General features: G+C 59.8%; 16 protein-coding genes, 3 tRNA genes, 1 rRNA gene and 1 pseudogene. All 21 read left to right on the plus strand.

Features of this window, described 5'->3' with window-relative positions; all coding sequences use genetic code 11:
• The first annotated feature begins 127 nt into the window (after positions 1-127).
• Positions 128-244 (plus strand): 5S ribosomal RNA (gene rrf / locus B2X55_RS04835).
• A gap of 6 nt (positions 245-250) precedes the next feature.
• Positions 251-326, plus strand: a tRNA-His gene (locus B2X55_RS04840).
• A gap of 9 nt (positions 327-335) precedes the next feature.
• A tRNA-Trp gene (locus B2X55_RS04845) sits at positions 336-411 on the plus strand.
• 7 nt (positions 412-418) lie between these two features.
• A tRNA-Ser gene (locus B2X55_RS04850) sits at positions 419-509 on the plus strand.
• A gap of 154 nt (positions 510-663) precedes the next feature.
• The gene (locus B2X55_RS04855) at positions 664-1,995 is read left to right on the plus strand and encodes an NCS2 family permease (protein ID WP_286821097.1); all 1,332 of its coding nucleotides are present in this window, start codon (positions 664-666) and stop codon (positions 1,993-1,995) included.
• A 146-nt stretch (positions 1,996-2,141) separates the two neighbouring features.
• On the plus strand, positions 2,142-2,453 hold the full coding sequence (gene rplU, locus B2X55_RS04860) for a 50S ribosomal protein L21 (protein ID WP_036375913.1): 312 nt from the start codon (positions 2,142-2,144) through the stop codon (positions 2,451-2,453).
• Between the two features lie 6 nt (positions 2,454-2,459).
• Entirely contained in the window at positions 2,460-2,771 is a 312-nt protein-coding gene (locus tag B2X55_RS04865; RefSeq protein WP_036375916.1) for a ribosomal-processing cysteine protease Prp, read from the plus strand.
• 14 nt (positions 2,772-2,785) lie between these two features.
• Positions 2,786-3,076: a 50S ribosomal protein L27 gene (gene rpmA, locus B2X55_RS04870; RefSeq protein WP_036375921.1), complete on the plus strand. Its 291-nt coding sequence runs from the start codon at positions 2,786-2,788 to the stop codon at positions 3,074-3,076.
• Positions 3,077-3,283: 207 nt separating this feature from the next.
• Entirely contained in the window at positions 3,284-4,564 is a 1,281-nt protein-coding gene (obgE, locus tag B2X55_RS04875; protein ID WP_036375925.1) for a GTPase ObgE, read from the plus strand.
• Positions 4,565-4,606: 42 nt separating this feature from the next.
• The gene (gene yhbY, locus B2X55_RS04880) at positions 4,607-4,909 is read left to right on the plus strand and encodes a ribosome assembly RNA-binding protein YhbY (protein ID WP_036375928.1); all 303 of its coding nucleotides are present in this window, start codon (positions 4,607-4,609) and stop codon (positions 4,907-4,909) included.
• A 16-nt stretch (positions 4,910-4,925) separates the two neighbouring features.
• A complete protein-coding gene (gene proB / locus B2X55_RS04885) occupies positions 4,926-6,050 on the plus strand; it encodes a glutamate 5-kinase (protein WP_036375931.1) in 1,125 nt (374 codons plus the stop codon).
• A 14-nt stretch (positions 6,051-6,064) separates the two neighbouring features.
• Positions 6,065-7,321, plus strand: a complete 1,257-nt coding sequence (locus B2X55_RS04890) for a glutamate-5-semialdehyde dehydrogenase (protein ID WP_286821099.1) — start codon at positions 6,065-6,067, stop codon at positions 7,319-7,321.
• Positions 7,318-7,467, plus strand: coding sequence for a hypothetical protein (locus tag B2X55_RS04895; protein ID WP_169737571.1), 150 nt, complete (start codon positions 7,318-7,320; stop codon positions 7,465-7,467). The genes B2X55_RS04890 and B2X55_RS04895 overlap by 4 nt, the downstream gene beginning before the upstream one ends.
• Before the next feature lie 3 nt (positions 7,468-7,470).
• Positions 7,471-8,073 carry a nicotinate-nucleotide adenylyltransferase gene (nadD, locus tag B2X55_RS04900; protein ID WP_286821101.1) on the plus strand — a complete coding sequence of 201 codons (603 nt, stop codon included), beginning with the start codon at positions 7,471-7,473 and terminating at the stop codon, positions 8,071-8,073.
• An 8-nt stretch (positions 8,074-8,081) separates the two neighbouring features.
• A complete protein-coding gene (yqeK, locus tag B2X55_RS04905; protein WP_286821102.1) occupies positions 8,082-8,702 on the plus strand; it encodes a bis(5'-nucleosyl)-tetraphosphatase (symmetrical) YqeK in 621 nt (206 codons plus the stop codon).
• Positions 8,703-8,705: 3 nt separating this feature from the next.
• Complete coding sequence (locus tag B2X55_RS04910) at positions 8,706-9,722, plus strand: LCP family protein (RefSeq protein WP_286821103.1); 1,017 nt, start codon at positions 8,706-8,708, stop codon at positions 9,720-9,722.
• 58 nt (positions 9,723-9,780) lie between these two features.
• Positions 9,781-10,125 carry a ribosome silencing factor gene (gene rsfS, locus B2X55_RS04915; protein WP_286821104.1) on the plus strand — a complete coding sequence of 115 codons (345 nt, stop codon included), beginning with the start codon at positions 9,781-9,783 and terminating at the stop codon, positions 10,123-10,125.
• A gap of 52 nt (positions 10,126-10,177) precedes the next feature.
• A complete protein-coding gene (locus B2X55_RS04920; protein ID WP_055161494.1) occupies positions 10,178-11,134 on the plus strand; it encodes a CvfB family protein in 957 nt (318 codons plus the stop codon).
• A gap of 21 nt (positions 11,135-11,155) precedes the next feature.
• A complete protein-coding gene (locus B2X55_RS04925) occupies positions 11,156-12,199 on the plus strand; it encodes an ABC transporter substrate-binding protein (RefSeq protein WP_286821106.1) in 1,044 nt (347 codons plus the stop codon).
• Positions 12,200-12,276: 77 nt separating this feature from the next.
• Positions 12,277-12,501: pseudogene (locus B2X55_RS10910) on the plus strand (IS607 family transposase); the annotation flags it as partial.
• Positions 12,440-13,196: RNA-guided endonuclease InsQ/TnpB family protein (locus B2X55_RS04930; protein WP_286821107.1), on the plus strand; the 757-nt coding region annotated here is incomplete at its 3' end. The pseudogene B2X55_RS10910 and the gene B2X55_RS04930, both read left to right, overlap by 62 nt.

Raw genomic sequence — 13,196 nt, forward strand, 5'->3', positions numbered from 1 at the left:
TGTGGAAGTGCTGCAAGGCATGAAGCTGACTACTACTAATATGTCGAGGGCTTAACTAGAGAACTGAAATGTTCGCAGAGTAATTTCTTCTGTATAGTTTTGAATGTGCAAGCATTCAAATAGAATATCCGGTGATGATGCCTGAATGGTTCCACCTGTTCCCATACCGAACACAGTAGTTAAGCATTCAGAGGCCGAAAGTACTTGTCTGGAGACGGACTGGGAGGATAGGAAATTGCCGGTTTTCATGGCGGCTTTGGTGAAGCGGTTAACACACTGGATTGTGGCTCCAGCATGCGTGGGTTCGATCCCCACAAGTCGCCCCATTTTTTTATAGGGGTATAGCTCAACTGGTAGAGCAACGGTCTCCAAAACCGTAGGTTGTGAGTTCAAGTCTTACTGCCCCTGCCATTTTATTGGAGTGGTACTCAAGAGGCTGAAGAGGACGGTTTGCTAAATCGTTAGGCTGGGTAACTGGTGCGGAGGTTCGAATCCTCTCCACTCCGCCACTTCGGAATGAAAGCTCTGACTTTTGTCAGGGCTTTTTTGTTGTATACATTAAAAGAAAATTGACATGTGTCCTCTTTTCTGGTATTCTTGTACGGTATTCCATCACGAGAGTGATGGAACGATTTATTTTGGGTGAAAGGGAGGAATTCACTTATGCAGACGCAAGCGAATCAGGGCTTCCTTGAGCGTTTCTTCAAGCTCCGCGAGAAGAACACGACGGTCAAGACGGAAGTCCTCGCAGGTCTTACCACATTCATTGCACTTGCTTATATCATCTTTGTCAATCCAAATATCCTATCGGAGGCAGGTATCCCGAAGGAGGCGGCCATCGCCTCGACAATCTGGATCGCAGCACTCTCGACCATGGTCATGGGCGTATTCGCCAATTACCCGGTCGCACTCGCACCGGGCATGGGCCTCAATGCGTTCTTTGCCTACTATGTATGCGGCACGCTCGGCCTCCACTGGACGGTCGCACTCGGTGCCGTCTTCTTCTCGGGCGTCCTGTTCCTGATCCTGACGGTCAGCCATATCCGCCAGGCCATCATCAATTCCGTGCCGCAGAACCTGCGCGTCGCTATCAGCGTCGGCATCGGCCTCTTCATCGCCTTCATCGGCCTCAAGGGCACGGGCCTCATCATCCCGGACAAGGCGACGTTCATCGGTCTCGGTCATGTCACGGATCCGACGACGATGCTCTCGCTCTTCGGCCTCGTGCTGACGGGTGCTCTGATGGCGCGCAATATCCAGGGCTCCATCCTCATCGGCATCGTCGTGACGACGCTGCTCTCGATGGTACTCGGCTACTCGCCAGTCCCGCACGCCATCGGCGATGTCATCAGCACGAGCCTGCCGCACATGGGCGAGACGTTCGGCAAGCTCGACATCGCTGGTGCCTGGAATTACGGCATCGTCTCCATCATCTTCACGTTCACGGTCGTTGAGCTCTTCGATAACATGGGCACGCTGATCGGCTTGACGTCGAAGGCGAAGCTCATCAAGCCGAACGGCGAGATCGAGAACCTCGACCGCGCTCTGACGACGGATGCAGTCGGCACGATCTGCTCCTCGATCTTCGGTACGTCGACGGTCACGAGCTACATTGAGAGCGCGGCCGGCATTGCGGCCGGCGGCAAGACGGGCCTGACGGCTGTCACGGTCTCCATCTGCTTCCTCATCGCGCTGCTCTTCGCTCCGCTCGTCGGCCTCGTGCCGGGCTTTGCGACGGCTCCGCCGCTGATCCTCGTCGGCGCGCTGATGATGAGCGAGGTCGGCAAGATCAACTTCGTCGACTTCTCGGACGGCCTGCCGGCCTTCCTGACGATCATCATGATGCCACTGACGGGCTCTATCGCCAACGGCTTTGCCTTCGGCTTCGTCAGCTACGTATTCATGAAGACGGCTGTCGGCAAGTACAAGGAAGTCAGCTGGATCATGTGGCTTGTCTCTATCGCATTCGTCATCAATCTCGTCATGCGTTCGTGAGCGAAATAGCTTGACAAGCATTTGACGCTATGATAATATTTCATATTGTAGACGCCTAGGGCGTCTTTCCCCAACCGCACAGCGAGGTCTTGAGAAACGAGCAATCGTACCGTAGCTGGCGAGTAATCTATCAGGGAGGTGTTTTCATGTACGCAATCATCAAAACGGGCGGCAAGCAGTATAAGGTCGCCGAGGGCGATGTCATCATGGTCGAGAAACTGGCTGCCGGCGAAGGCGAGGCAGTTGTCTTTGATCAGGTCCTGACGGTCGTCAATGACGCTGATGTCAAGATCGGTACGCCGGTCGTCGAGGGTGCCAAGGTAACGGGCAAAGTCGAGGCTCAGGGCAAAGATAAGAAGATCCTTGTTTTCAAGTACAAGGCTAAGTCGAACTATCGCAAGCGCCAGGGTCATCGTCAGCCGTTCACGAAGGTTGTCATCGAGAAGATCGAAGCCTGATCACCGATGATCAAGGTCAAGATCTTTTGCCAGCCAGATGGCAGGATAACCGGCTTTGACGTCTCCGGCCACAGCGGCACGGCGGCGGCAGGTGAGGATATCGTCTGCGCTGGTGTCTCGTCTTTAACGGACACGGCGTTCCTTGGGATAACCGAGTATCTGCATCGCGAGGTCAGCTATGACGCGGCGAGCGGGAAGCTCAGAATGGAACTCAAGGACAGTCCAGACGAGCAGACAGAATCGATTCTGCAAACGATGCTATTGGGGCTCTCAGCCATTGCTGAGGCGTATCCCAAGGCTGTACGTATCCTGAAATAGTGGAGGTGAATTCCATGTTTAAGTTTGAACTTCAGCGTTTCGCACATAAGAAGGGCGTCAGCTCCACGCGTAACGGCCGCGACAGTGAATCCAAGCGCCTCGGCGTCAAGGAGCATGCCGGCACGATCGTAACGGCTGGCAGCATCCTCGTTCGTCAGCGCGGCACGCATTTCCATCCGGGCCACAATGTTGGTATCGGCAAGGATGATACGCTGTTCGCAAAGGTTGCCGGCAAGGTCGCTATCGAGCGCAAAGGCCGCTATAACCGTCAGATCAGTGTTTACACGGCTGAAGAGGCTATGTAATGAAAGATACCTGCGCATTCCTCCGGGAAGGCGCAGGTATTGTTATATTGCTGCATATTGCTAGATAAAACGGCGTTAAGTTGCGTTGTGATGGATAAAAAGCCGGTGTTGGGTATCACAATGCCGGCTTTTTATGCATGACAAACAGGAATGCAGCAGGCAGTTGTTGAAATAGACAAGAAATCTCAAGAGAAAAAGGAGGCTATCATGCAGTTTATCGACAGGACACGCGTCATTGTCAAGGCGGGCGATGGCGGTCACGGCAAATCGGCGTTCCGCCGCGAGAAGTTCATCCCGAAGGGAGGCCCGTCTGGCGGTGACGGCGGACGCGGCGGCGACATCATCTTCGTCGTGGACCAGAACATGAATACTCTGCTCGATTTCCGCTACCACCGCAAGTTCAAGGCGGAGAACGGTGAGAACGGCGATATCAAGAACCAGTACGGCAAGAATGCACCGGCCTGCTACGTCAAGGTGCCGGCCGGTACGATCGTCAAGGATGAGGAGACGGGTGAGGTGCTCGCAGACCTCACGGAGATCGGCCAGGAGGCTGTCATCTGCAAGGGCGGCCGCGGCGGCCGCGGCAATGCGAAATTCGCGAATGCCGCCAACCGTGCGCCGACGTTTGCGGAGTTCGGCGAGCCGGGTGAGGCGCGCAACCTGATCCTCGAGCTCAAGCTGCTCGCAGATGTCGGTCTCGTCGGCTATCCGTCGGTCGGCAAGTCGAGCCTCGTCGCCAGTGTCAGCGCGGCGCGCCCGGAGATCGCGGAGTACCACTTCACGACGATCACGCCGGTGCTCGGCGTCGTCAAGACAGACTACGAGAAGAGTTTTGTCATGGCGGATATCCCGGGGCTCATCGAGGGTGCGGCCGACGGCGTCGGCCTCGGCCACGACTTCCTGCGCCACGTCGAGCGCACGAAGCTCATCCTGCACATCGTCGACGCCTCTGGCATCGAGGGCCGCGACCCGGTCGACGACTACTACAAGATCAATGCAGAGCTCAAGAAGTACAGCGAGAAGATCGCGCGCCGCACGCAGATCCTCGTGGCCAACAAGATCGACCTGCCGGAGGCGCAGGAGAATTTGCCACGCCTCAAGGAGCTGGCCGAGAAGGAGGGCTTGAAGTTCTTCGCCATCTCGGCGGCGACGCGCGAGGGCGTCAAGGAACTCATCTCCTACGTCGGTGAATGGCTCGACAACTACGTCGAGGAGCCGGAGCAGGAGGAAGAGGTCAAGGTCTACGATGAGACGGCCGAAGACCCGGACAAGATCACGATCACGCGCAATGATGCGGGCGACTTCATCGTGCACGGCAAGGCCATCGAGAAGCTCGTCATCATGACGAACTTCAACAACGATGAGGCTGTGCGCCGCTTTCAGTACATCTGGCGCATCAAGGGCATCGACGAGAAGCTCAAGGAGCGCGGCATCAAGGAAGGCCAGACCGTCCACATCGGCGAGATGGAATTCGAGTACCGTGAGTGAGACGAGTAAGAGATATATCATATAGGATACGGAGGAATCGATTTGATCCGCAATTCACTGACAGGAAAACAGAAGAGCTTCCTGCGCTCAATGGGCATGAAGCTCGAGCCGGTCGTCCAGATTGGCAAGGAGGGCGTGACGCCGACCGTTGTACAGGCGGCACGCGAGGCAATCAAGAAGCGCGAGCTCATCAAGGTACGCGTGTTGCAGAACTGCATGGAACTGCCGGCCGATGCCATCGCCATGCTCGCAGAGCGCGCTGACGCCAACCTCGTGCAGGTCATCGGGCGCAACGGCCTGCTCTTCAAGCGCAATTTCGAGAAGCCGAAGATCGAGCTGCCGTAAGACGGAGGGATGCAGTATGGACGCACGTCAGAGGCTCAGGGAAGCCAGGCGCATCGTCGTCAAAGTCGGCACGAGTACGCTTGCCCATGATACGGGCATGCTCAACCTCTACCGCATCGACCATCTCCTGCGGGAGTTGGCCGACCTCATGAATGAGGGGCGCGAGATCATCCTCGTCTCCTCGGGCGCCATCGCGGCGGGCCTCAGCAAGCTCGGTCTCGCGAAGAAGCCGGACTCCATCCCGGAGAAGCAGGCGGTTGCCGCCATCGGCCAGGGCGTGCTCATGCATATCTACGAGAAGTTCTTCGCCGAGTACGGCAAGACCATCGGCCAGGTGCTCCTGACGAAGGAGAACGCCGTGCGTCACCACCAGTACCGCCACTCGCGCGATGCGCTGCTCGCCCTGCTCGCGATGGGGGCCGTGCCAGTCATCAATGAGAACGATGCCGTCGCCGTCGACGAGATCAAGATCGGGGATAACGACAATCTCTCGGCGATGGTCGCGACGCTCGTCGATGCCGATGCGCTGATCATCCTCTCGGACATCGAGGGCCTCTACACGGCAAATCCGGCAACCCATCCAGATGCCCGCCTCATCCACGAGGTCGAGGAGATCACGCCGGAGGTCATCGAGATGGCCGGCGGCGCGGGCTCCTCGCTCGGCACGGGTGGCATGGCGACGAAGCTGCAGGCCGCTCAGGTGGCCATGAGCGCCGGCGTCAACATGGTCATCGCCTCGGGCAGTGAAGAGGGCGCTTTGCGCCGCATCCTGCAGGGCGAGGAGGTCGGCACGGTCTTTGCCGCGCGCGAATCGCATCTGCGCGTGCGCAAGAGCTGGCTGGCCTTTGGCAAGCGGCTGCAGGGCGATCTCGTCGTCGATGCGGGCTGCGTCAAGGCGCTCGAAGGCGGTTCGAGCCTGCTGGCCGCCGGCATCAAGGCTGTCGACGGCGACTTCGAGGCCGGCAGCACGGTGCGCGTCCTCGCCGAGGACAACCGCGAGATCGCGCGCGGCATCGTCAACTACAATACAGAAGACCTCCGCCGGCTCATCGGCCACAAGACGGAGGACTTTGAGCATCTCGTCGCGGGCGCTGTCCACGAAGAGGTCATTCATCGGGATAACATGGTCCTGATGGTCTGAGGGGGAATACTGAGATGGATATCCAGGCAGAAATGAAGAAGAAGGCAGAGGCGGCGAAGGGCGCAGCGGCAAAGCTCGCTCTGCTCGGCGCAGATGTCAAGAACAAGGCGCTTCTGGCGATGGCCGACGCGCTCGAGAAGCGCAGCGAGGTCATCCTGCAGGCCAATGCGCTCGACATCGAGGACGCGCGCCAGAAGAAGGTCAAGCGCTCGTACCTCGACCGCCTGCTGCTCGACGAGGGCCGCATCGCCTCGATGGCGGAGGGCCTGCGCCAGACGGCAGCCCTGCCGGACCCCGTTGCGACGGGCGACTACTCGACGGTCCGCCCCAACGGCCTCGAGATCCGCCGCGTGCGTGTGCCGCTCGGCGTCATCGGCATCATCTACGAGGCGCGCCCGAATGTCACGGCCGATGCCGCGGGGCTCTGCCTCAAGGCCGGCAACGCCGTCATCCTGCGCGGCGGCTCTGAGGCCATCCGCTCGAATATCGCCATCAGCTCCCTGCTTGCCAAGGCTGCCTACAAGGCGGGCATCCCCGAGGGCGCCATCCAGTTCGTCGACTTCACGGACCGCGAGGCCGTCGATGTCATGATGCACCTGCGCGGCTATCTCGATGTCATCATCCCGCGCGGCGGTGCCGGCCTCATCAAGCACGTCACCGAGAACGCGTCGGTGCCGGTCATCGAGACGGGCACGGGCGTCTGCCACACCTATGTCGACGCTTCGGCCGACCAGGAGATGGCAATCTCTATCGCTGTCAACGCGAAAGCCAGCCGCTGCTCGGTCTGCAATGCCATGGAGACGCTGCTCGTCCATCAGGACATCGCAGCGGAGCTCCTGCCGAAGCTCATGGCGGCGATGACGGAAAAGCACGTCGTGCTGCGCGGCTGCGAGCGGGCGCGCGCCATCTGCCCGGAGATGGAGGCGGCGACGGAGGAGGACTGGTCGACGGAGTACGGCGACCTCATCCTCTCCGTGCGCGTCGTCGACGACCTCACGATGGCCATCGCGCACATCAACCGCTACAACACGGGCCATTCCGAGGCTATCATCACGAAGGACCTCGTGAACGCGCATCGCTTCCAGCGGGAAGTCGATGCAGCGGCCGTCTACGTCAACGCCTCGACGCGCTTCACGGACGGCTTTGAGTTCGGCTTTGGTGCAGAGATCGGCATCAGCACGCAGAAGCTCCACGCGCGCGGCCCGATGGGCCTTACGGCGCTGACGAGCACGAAATACCTGATCTACGGCGAAGGGCAGATTCGCGAATGATTGGCGGGTATCTGCGCACAATGCGCCAGTACCTCGCCACGCCGAAGGGCGCCTTTGACGCGAGGGATTACTTGAAGGCGGCAGGGCTCATGCTCTTGAGCATGGCCGCCCTGGCGCTTGTCGTCGAGCTGTTTCTGGGGGAGTGAGTCATGAAAGGCATCGGTATCATGGGCGGCACGTTTGACCCAATCCACACGGGCCACCTGCTGACGGCGGAATTCGTGCGGGATGCGTATGGACTCGAGAAGGTCCTGTTCATCCCTGCGGCGCATTCGCCCTTCAAGCTGGACAAGCGCGTCGCCTCGGCAGAGGACAGGCTCGCGATGACGGAGCTCGCGGTGGCGGGCAACCCGCACTTCGAGGCATCGGACATCGAGATGTGCCGCGAGGGCGTCTCCTACACATCGGATACGATCGCCCTGCTCGCTGAGCGCTTCGGCCCGGAGGTGCCGCTCTACTTCATCACAGGTGCGGACGCCATCAACGACCTGCCGGACTGGCACCAACCGCGGGAACTCCTGGCATCGTGCCACTTCATCGCGGCGCGGCGCCAGGGCACGGCGCTCGACATGGCGAAGCTCCGCGGCTTTTTCGGCAGCCTCTGCGATGCGCACATCCATGAGCTCGCGACGCCGGAACTGGAGATCTCCTCGACACAGATACGCGGGCGCATCCGAGAGGGCCGCTCCATCCGCTACATGGTGCCGGAATCCGTAGAGACATACATCAGAAAAGAAGGGCTTTATCGATGAGTTATGGCATGACGTTAGAACAGATGCAGGCGGAACTGGAAGCAAGGCTCAAGCCGAGCCGCTTCCGCCATTCACTCGGCGTATCCGAGACGGCCGTGAAGCTTTCGCACCGCTTCGGCGTGGACGAAGAGAAGGCGCGGGTTGCCGGACTCCTGCACGACTGCGCAAGAGAGTTCCGCAATGAAGCTATGGTCGAGGAGGCAGAGAAGCGCGGCATCGCTATCGGCGAGGTCGAGCGCTCGATGCCGCTCTTGCTCCACGCCGATATCGGCGCCGTGCGCGTGCGCGAGATCTACGGCGTGGAGGATCCTGACATCTCGCAGGCCATCGCGCGCCACACGGTCGGCGGCGCGCAGATGACGCCGCTCGACAAGATCATCTGGTACGCCGACATGATCGAGCCGAACCGGGATTTCCCCGGCGTCGACAAGCTGCGTGAACTCGCCAAGACGGCCTCGCTCGACGAGATGATGCTCGCCGGGCTCAGCCACTCCATCATCTTCGTCGTCAAGAAGGGCCATCTCGTCCATCCGGCGACGGTGCTGGCGCGCAACGAGATCCTGCTCGGGCAGATGAAGAGGAAGGACGCAGAGGCAGAGCAGGCGAAGAAGGCAAAGAAGGAAGATTGACCGATGGGGAAACGGAAAGAGGACAACGTAACATGGCGCCATATCGAGCAGAAGAAGCGGGAAATCGCGCGCCTGCGCAGGCGCCGTTTCCTGCGCCGCCTGCTCGCAATGGTCATCTTCACGGTGCTGCTGCTCTTGGCGGCGGGCGGCATCTACGCGCTCGTGCGCGGAACGGAATACCTCGTGCAGGAATACCAGACGATGTACGCCGGCTACACCGAGCGCCGCGCGTCCTGGCAGGGCGCTGTCAACCCGAGCTTTGATGGCTACACGAACGTGCTCGTCATGGGCATCGACGACGGCGCCGACCCGACGAACACGGAGGGAGCGAAGGCCGACACGATCCTCGTCCTGAGCATGGAGAACAGCAGCGGCAAGGTCCGCTGCATCACGATCCCGAGCGACACCTGGGTCAATCCGCCGGGCAATGCGCACTTCATGCGCATCCGCTCCGTCTACACAGAGGGCGGCGCACCGCTGATGGTCCGCGAGGTCAACCAGCTGCTCGGCATCCCCATCCACCAGTACGTCGTGCTCGACCTCAAGGGCTTTTCGGCGCTCATCGACGCTTTGGGCGGCATCGACATCTACGTCGAGAGCGACATGGACTACGAGGACCCCGAGGGGGGGCTCAACATCCATCTCAAGCAGGGCTACCAGCATCTCGACGGCAATCAGGCCCAGCAGTACTTGCGCTACCGCAGCCCGGAGCTCGGCGATGTCGGACGCGAGCAGCGCCAGCAGCGCTTCGTCAAGTCGCTCTACCAGCAGGTCATGCGCCTCGAGACGGTGCCGAAGCTGCCGCTCATCGCCGAGACGATGCGCAAGCACGTAAAGACGAGCGCAGAGGTCTTTGACTCGGCGCACCTCGCCAATGTCGTGCGCCATCTCTCGAGCGACCAGCCGCAGGGGGGCATCCTGCCGGGCTCGCCGGCGCTCGGCGACGATACGGTCTGGATGCCGGACCAGGACGCCATCCGCCATGCGATGCAGGAGCTCTTCCCGGATGCGGGAAACTGAGCCTACTGCCTGATAACGTGAAGATTTTGATAGAGAATAAAGGTACAGGAGGTACAATATGACGGAACAGGAAATGTGCGAGGCCATCTGCAAGGCTGCCAGCGACAAGAAGGCGCGTGACATCGTGACGATGGACATGCAGGGCCTCATGATCTCGCCGGATTACTTCGTCATCTGCTCGGCCAATACGGCTACGCAGGTGCGCGCAATCGCCGACAACATCGAAGAAGAGCTCGCCAAGGACGGCGTTGCTTTCAGCCACAAGGAAGGCTATCGCGAGGGCGACTGGGTCCTTTTAGACTTCGGCGATGTCGTCGTCCACGTCTTCCGCCAGGAGATGCGCGAGTACTATGCGCTCGAACAGCTCTGGGGCGATGCGAAGCTCACGGCCTATGAAGAGTGAGACTATGAATCATGAGAACAGCAGCGGGAAAACGTACAGAAGGATGGAGACTATGAACGATAAGACGGAAATGCCCCAGGAGGCTGCGCGCCCCAAGCGGAAGTTCGGACCGAGCACGGTCGCCCGCCTGCAGGTTGCGCGCGTCAGCGAGATGGGCGCTTTCCTCGATGCCCAGACGGGGAATACCTCGGATGATATCCTGCTGCACAAGACGCAGCAGACGCATCCCGTCGCCGTCGGCGATCTCGTCGATGTATTCCTCTATCTGGACCCGAAGCGCCGCCTGACGGCCAGCATGCGCGTGCCGAAGATGAAGGAGGGGCAGATTGCCCGCCTGCGCGTCATCAATGTGACGCGGGACGGCGCCTTCCTCGATGTCGGCGCGGAGCGCGGCATCTTCATGCCGTACGCCGGCATGCGCGGCCGCCCGCAGGTCGGCGAAGTCGTCTGGGCAAAGCTCTACACCGACAAGTCCGGCCGACTGGCTGTGACGATGGAAGTCGAGGACGAGATGCGCCGCGCTTCGAAGCCGGCGACACACGTCAAGGTCGGCCAGATGGTCACGGGGGCCATCTACAACTACACGGACGCCGGTGCCTTCCTGTTCTCGAATGAGCGCTACATCGTCTTCATCGCCAACAAGGAGATGAAGGAGCAGGAGCGCCCGCGCGTCGGGCAGATCGTGACGGCACGTGTCACTTTCGTCCGCCCTGACGGACGCCTCAACGCCTCGCTGCGCGAGGCCAAGGAGAAGGCACTCGTCACGGATTCGAACCGCATCCTTGAGCTTCTCGAGAGCCGCAAGGGCCGCATGCCCTACAGCGACGAGACGTCGCCTGAAGTCATCCGCGACAAGTTCCAGATCAGCAAGGCCGCCTTCAAGCGCGCGCTCGGTCATCTGATGAAAGAGGGCCGTGTCGCCGAGAAGGACGGCTGGACGTATCTGCTCGACGTGAGTGCTGCAGCGGACAGCGAGAAAAGCGAGAAAAGCGAGAAGGATAGAGATTAACGCGATTATGGGGGGCGTTTCATGAGACGTTATACGACACTCCTGCTGACAGCGTTCCTGCTGCTGGCCATCGTCATCGCTGGTTCTGCCTACCTCGCCGACACCGGACACATCGACCACCGGACGAGAGCGCAGGAAATCACAGTCTTGACAACGCTGCCGGCGGAGGAAGCCGAGATCTTGTCACAGGCGTATGAGGACAGCTCTGGTGTCCATGTGACGTTTGTGCCGCTTTCTTCGGCAGATGTCCTCGAGCGCGCGAAGGCGCAGGCCGGTTCGCCGCAGAAGTCTGGCCCGGCGATGGTGCTGGCCGACTGGCAGACGCTCGGCCAGGCGTCGCGCAGCGGCTATCTCGTGCCGTACTTGTCGGAGCGCGGCGACATGGTCGCTGCAGCCTTCCGCCAGGATGACGGCTACTGGATGGGCGTCTGGTATGATCCCATCATCTTCTGCATCAACAGGGACTACCTGATATCGCTGCACACAGACATCCCCGACACCTGGCAGGCGCTCGCAGACCAGGACGGGCGCATCGGCATCACGGATTTCATGGCCGCGGATGCCTCCTCGAACCTGCTCTACGCGATGGATGCGGAATTCGGCGACGAGAAGACGCTGGAGCTCCTCGACAAGATCCATCCGCGCGTCGTGCAGTACGCCCGCTACCTCTCGAATCCCGTGCGCCAGGCCGGCATGGGAGAGGTCGACATCTCGATTGCCGTCGAGAGCGAGACGCTGCGCTACATCCACGACGGCTACCCGCTGCAGATCATCTATCCGGCAGACGGCACGACGGCGTGGATCACCGGCACGGGCATCCTCGCGGGCAGCGGGGACAGAGAGCGGGTGCTCGCCCAGAACTTTGCGGACTGGCTGCTCTCCGATGAGGCGCAGCTCGCCCTGCAGAGCCACAATTACTTCTTCGTGCCGACAAATCCGGGGACGATGGCCTACCAGTCCTTCCCCGGCAAGAATCTCACGCTTTTCACGCAGAACCCGCAGTTCTCGGCTCAGCAGAAGCACGACCTGCTCGACACGTGGGCGCGCGAGATCCGATTCAAATGATTGGCGAGGATGCCTTGCGGCATCCTCCTTTGTATGGTTTGTGTGATTGCATCTACCAATACTAGGGAGCTTGCAGCTGGTTCGAGCGTCATCTGGCTGAACACGGTGCAAAGATCATTGTCGTCAACAACGAGGACCTCAGCCCGGAATGCGAGATGATCCAAGACCTAATCAGCATCATCCGTATGTTTTCCAACCGCATCCATGTGTTGCAGAAATACGAAGGGAAGCTGAAAGGAGATGAAACGGTTGCTCAGATCCTTCAAGACCGAACTCCGTCTCACCGAAAGCCAAAAGGATAAGATACGTCGGTCGCTCGGTATCTGCCGCTTCCTCGCAAATCAGTACATCGCCCGCAACATCTGGCTGTACCGCCTGTATCAGCGCGGCGTCCTCGATGAGAAGCAGCGCCATTTCGTCACCGCCAATAACTTCGACAAGTACGTCAACCATGTACTAAAGAAGAAATTCCCTTGGATTGACCAGTGCGGGTCCAAGGCGCGCAAGAAGGTCCTCGTCAATGCGGAGCAGGCGTTCAAGCGCTTCTTCAAAGGACAGGCGCATTTCCCGCGCTTCAAGCGGAAGAACCAGCAGAACGTGAAGCTCTACTTCCCGAAGAACAACAAGGGCGACTGGACCATCTGGCGGCACAAGATTCAGATCCCGACCATCGGCAAAGTCCGATTGAAAGAATTTGGCTATCTGCCGCAGGGCGTGACCATCAAGAATGGGTATGTCTCCTGTGAAGCGGACCGTTACTATGTCTCGGTCACAGCCGAGATTGAGGAGACGAGCCGCTATAACAATGACTTGGAAGCATCGTACCATCCGCAAACGGATGGCATCGGTGTGGACCTCGGTGTCAAATCGCTTGCTATCGTCAGCGATGGCAGGATTTTTGAGAATATCAATATGTCTTCCCGAGCCAGACGGCTCGAGAAACGGCTGAGAAGAGAGCAGAGGCGTCTCAGTCGCAAGTACGAGATGCGAAAGAAGA

Source organism: Mitsuokella sp. UBA4253, assembly GCF_002395285.1.
Lineage (GTDB): Bacteria > Bacillota > Negativicutes > Selenomonadales > Selenomonadaceae > Mitsuokella > Mitsuokella jalaludinii.

Bases quoted from the DNA above. Each gene is read 5' to 3' on its own strand.
- proB (WP_036375931.1), top strand. From the start codon at position 4,926: ATGGACGCACGTCAGAGGCTCAGGGAAGCCAGGCGCATCGTCGTCAAA.
- nadD (WP_286821101.1), top strand. From the start codon at position 7,471: ATGAAAGGCATCGGTATCATGGGCGGCACGTTTGACCCAATCCACACG.
- rplU (WP_036375913.1), top strand. From the start codon at position 2,142: ATGTACGCAATCATCAAAACGGGCGGCAAGCAGTATAAGGTCGCCGAG.
- obgE (WP_036375925.1), top strand. From the start codon at position 3,284: ATGCAGTTTATCGACAGGACACGCGTCATTGTCAAGGCGGGCGATGGC.
- rpmA (WP_036375921.1), top strand. From the start codon at position 2,786: ATGTTTAAGTTTGAACTTCAGCGTTTCGCACATAAGAAGGGCGTCAGC.
- B2X55_RS04895 (WP_169737571.1), top strand. From the start codon at position 7,318: ATGATTGGCGGGTATCTGCGCACAATGCGCCAGTACCTCGCCACGCCG.
- B2X55_RS04865 (WP_036375916.1), top strand. From the start codon at position 2,460: ATGATCAAGGTCAAGATCTTTTGCCAGCCAGATGGCAGGATAACCGGC.
- B2X55_RS04925 (WP_286821106.1), top strand. From the start codon at position 11,156: ATGAGACGTTATACGACACTCCTGCTGACAGCGTTCCTGCTGCTGGCC.
- B2X55_RS04890 (WP_286821099.1), top strand. From the start codon at position 6,065: ATGGATATCCAGGCAGAAATGAAGAAGAAGGCAGAGGCGGCGAAGGGC.
- yqeK (WP_286821102.1), top strand. From the start codon at position 8,082: ATGACGTTAGAACAGATGCAGGCGGAACTGGAAGCAAGGCTCAAGCCG.
- B2X55_RS04920 (WP_055161494.1), top strand. From the start codon at position 10,178: ATGAACGATAAGACGGAAATGCCCCAGGAGGCTGCGCGCCCCAAGCGG.
- B2X55_RS04910 (WP_286821103.1), top strand. From the start codon at position 8,706: ATGGGGAAACGGAAAGAGGACAACGTAACATGGCGCCATATCGAGCAG.
- B2X55_RS04855 (WP_286821097.1), top strand. From the start codon at position 664: ATGCAGACGCAAGCGAATCAGGGCTTCCTTGAGCGTTTCTTCAAGCTC.
- rsfS (WP_286821104.1), top strand. From the start codon at position 9,781: ATGACGGAACAGGAAATGTGCGAGGCCATCTGCAAGGCTGCCAGCGAC.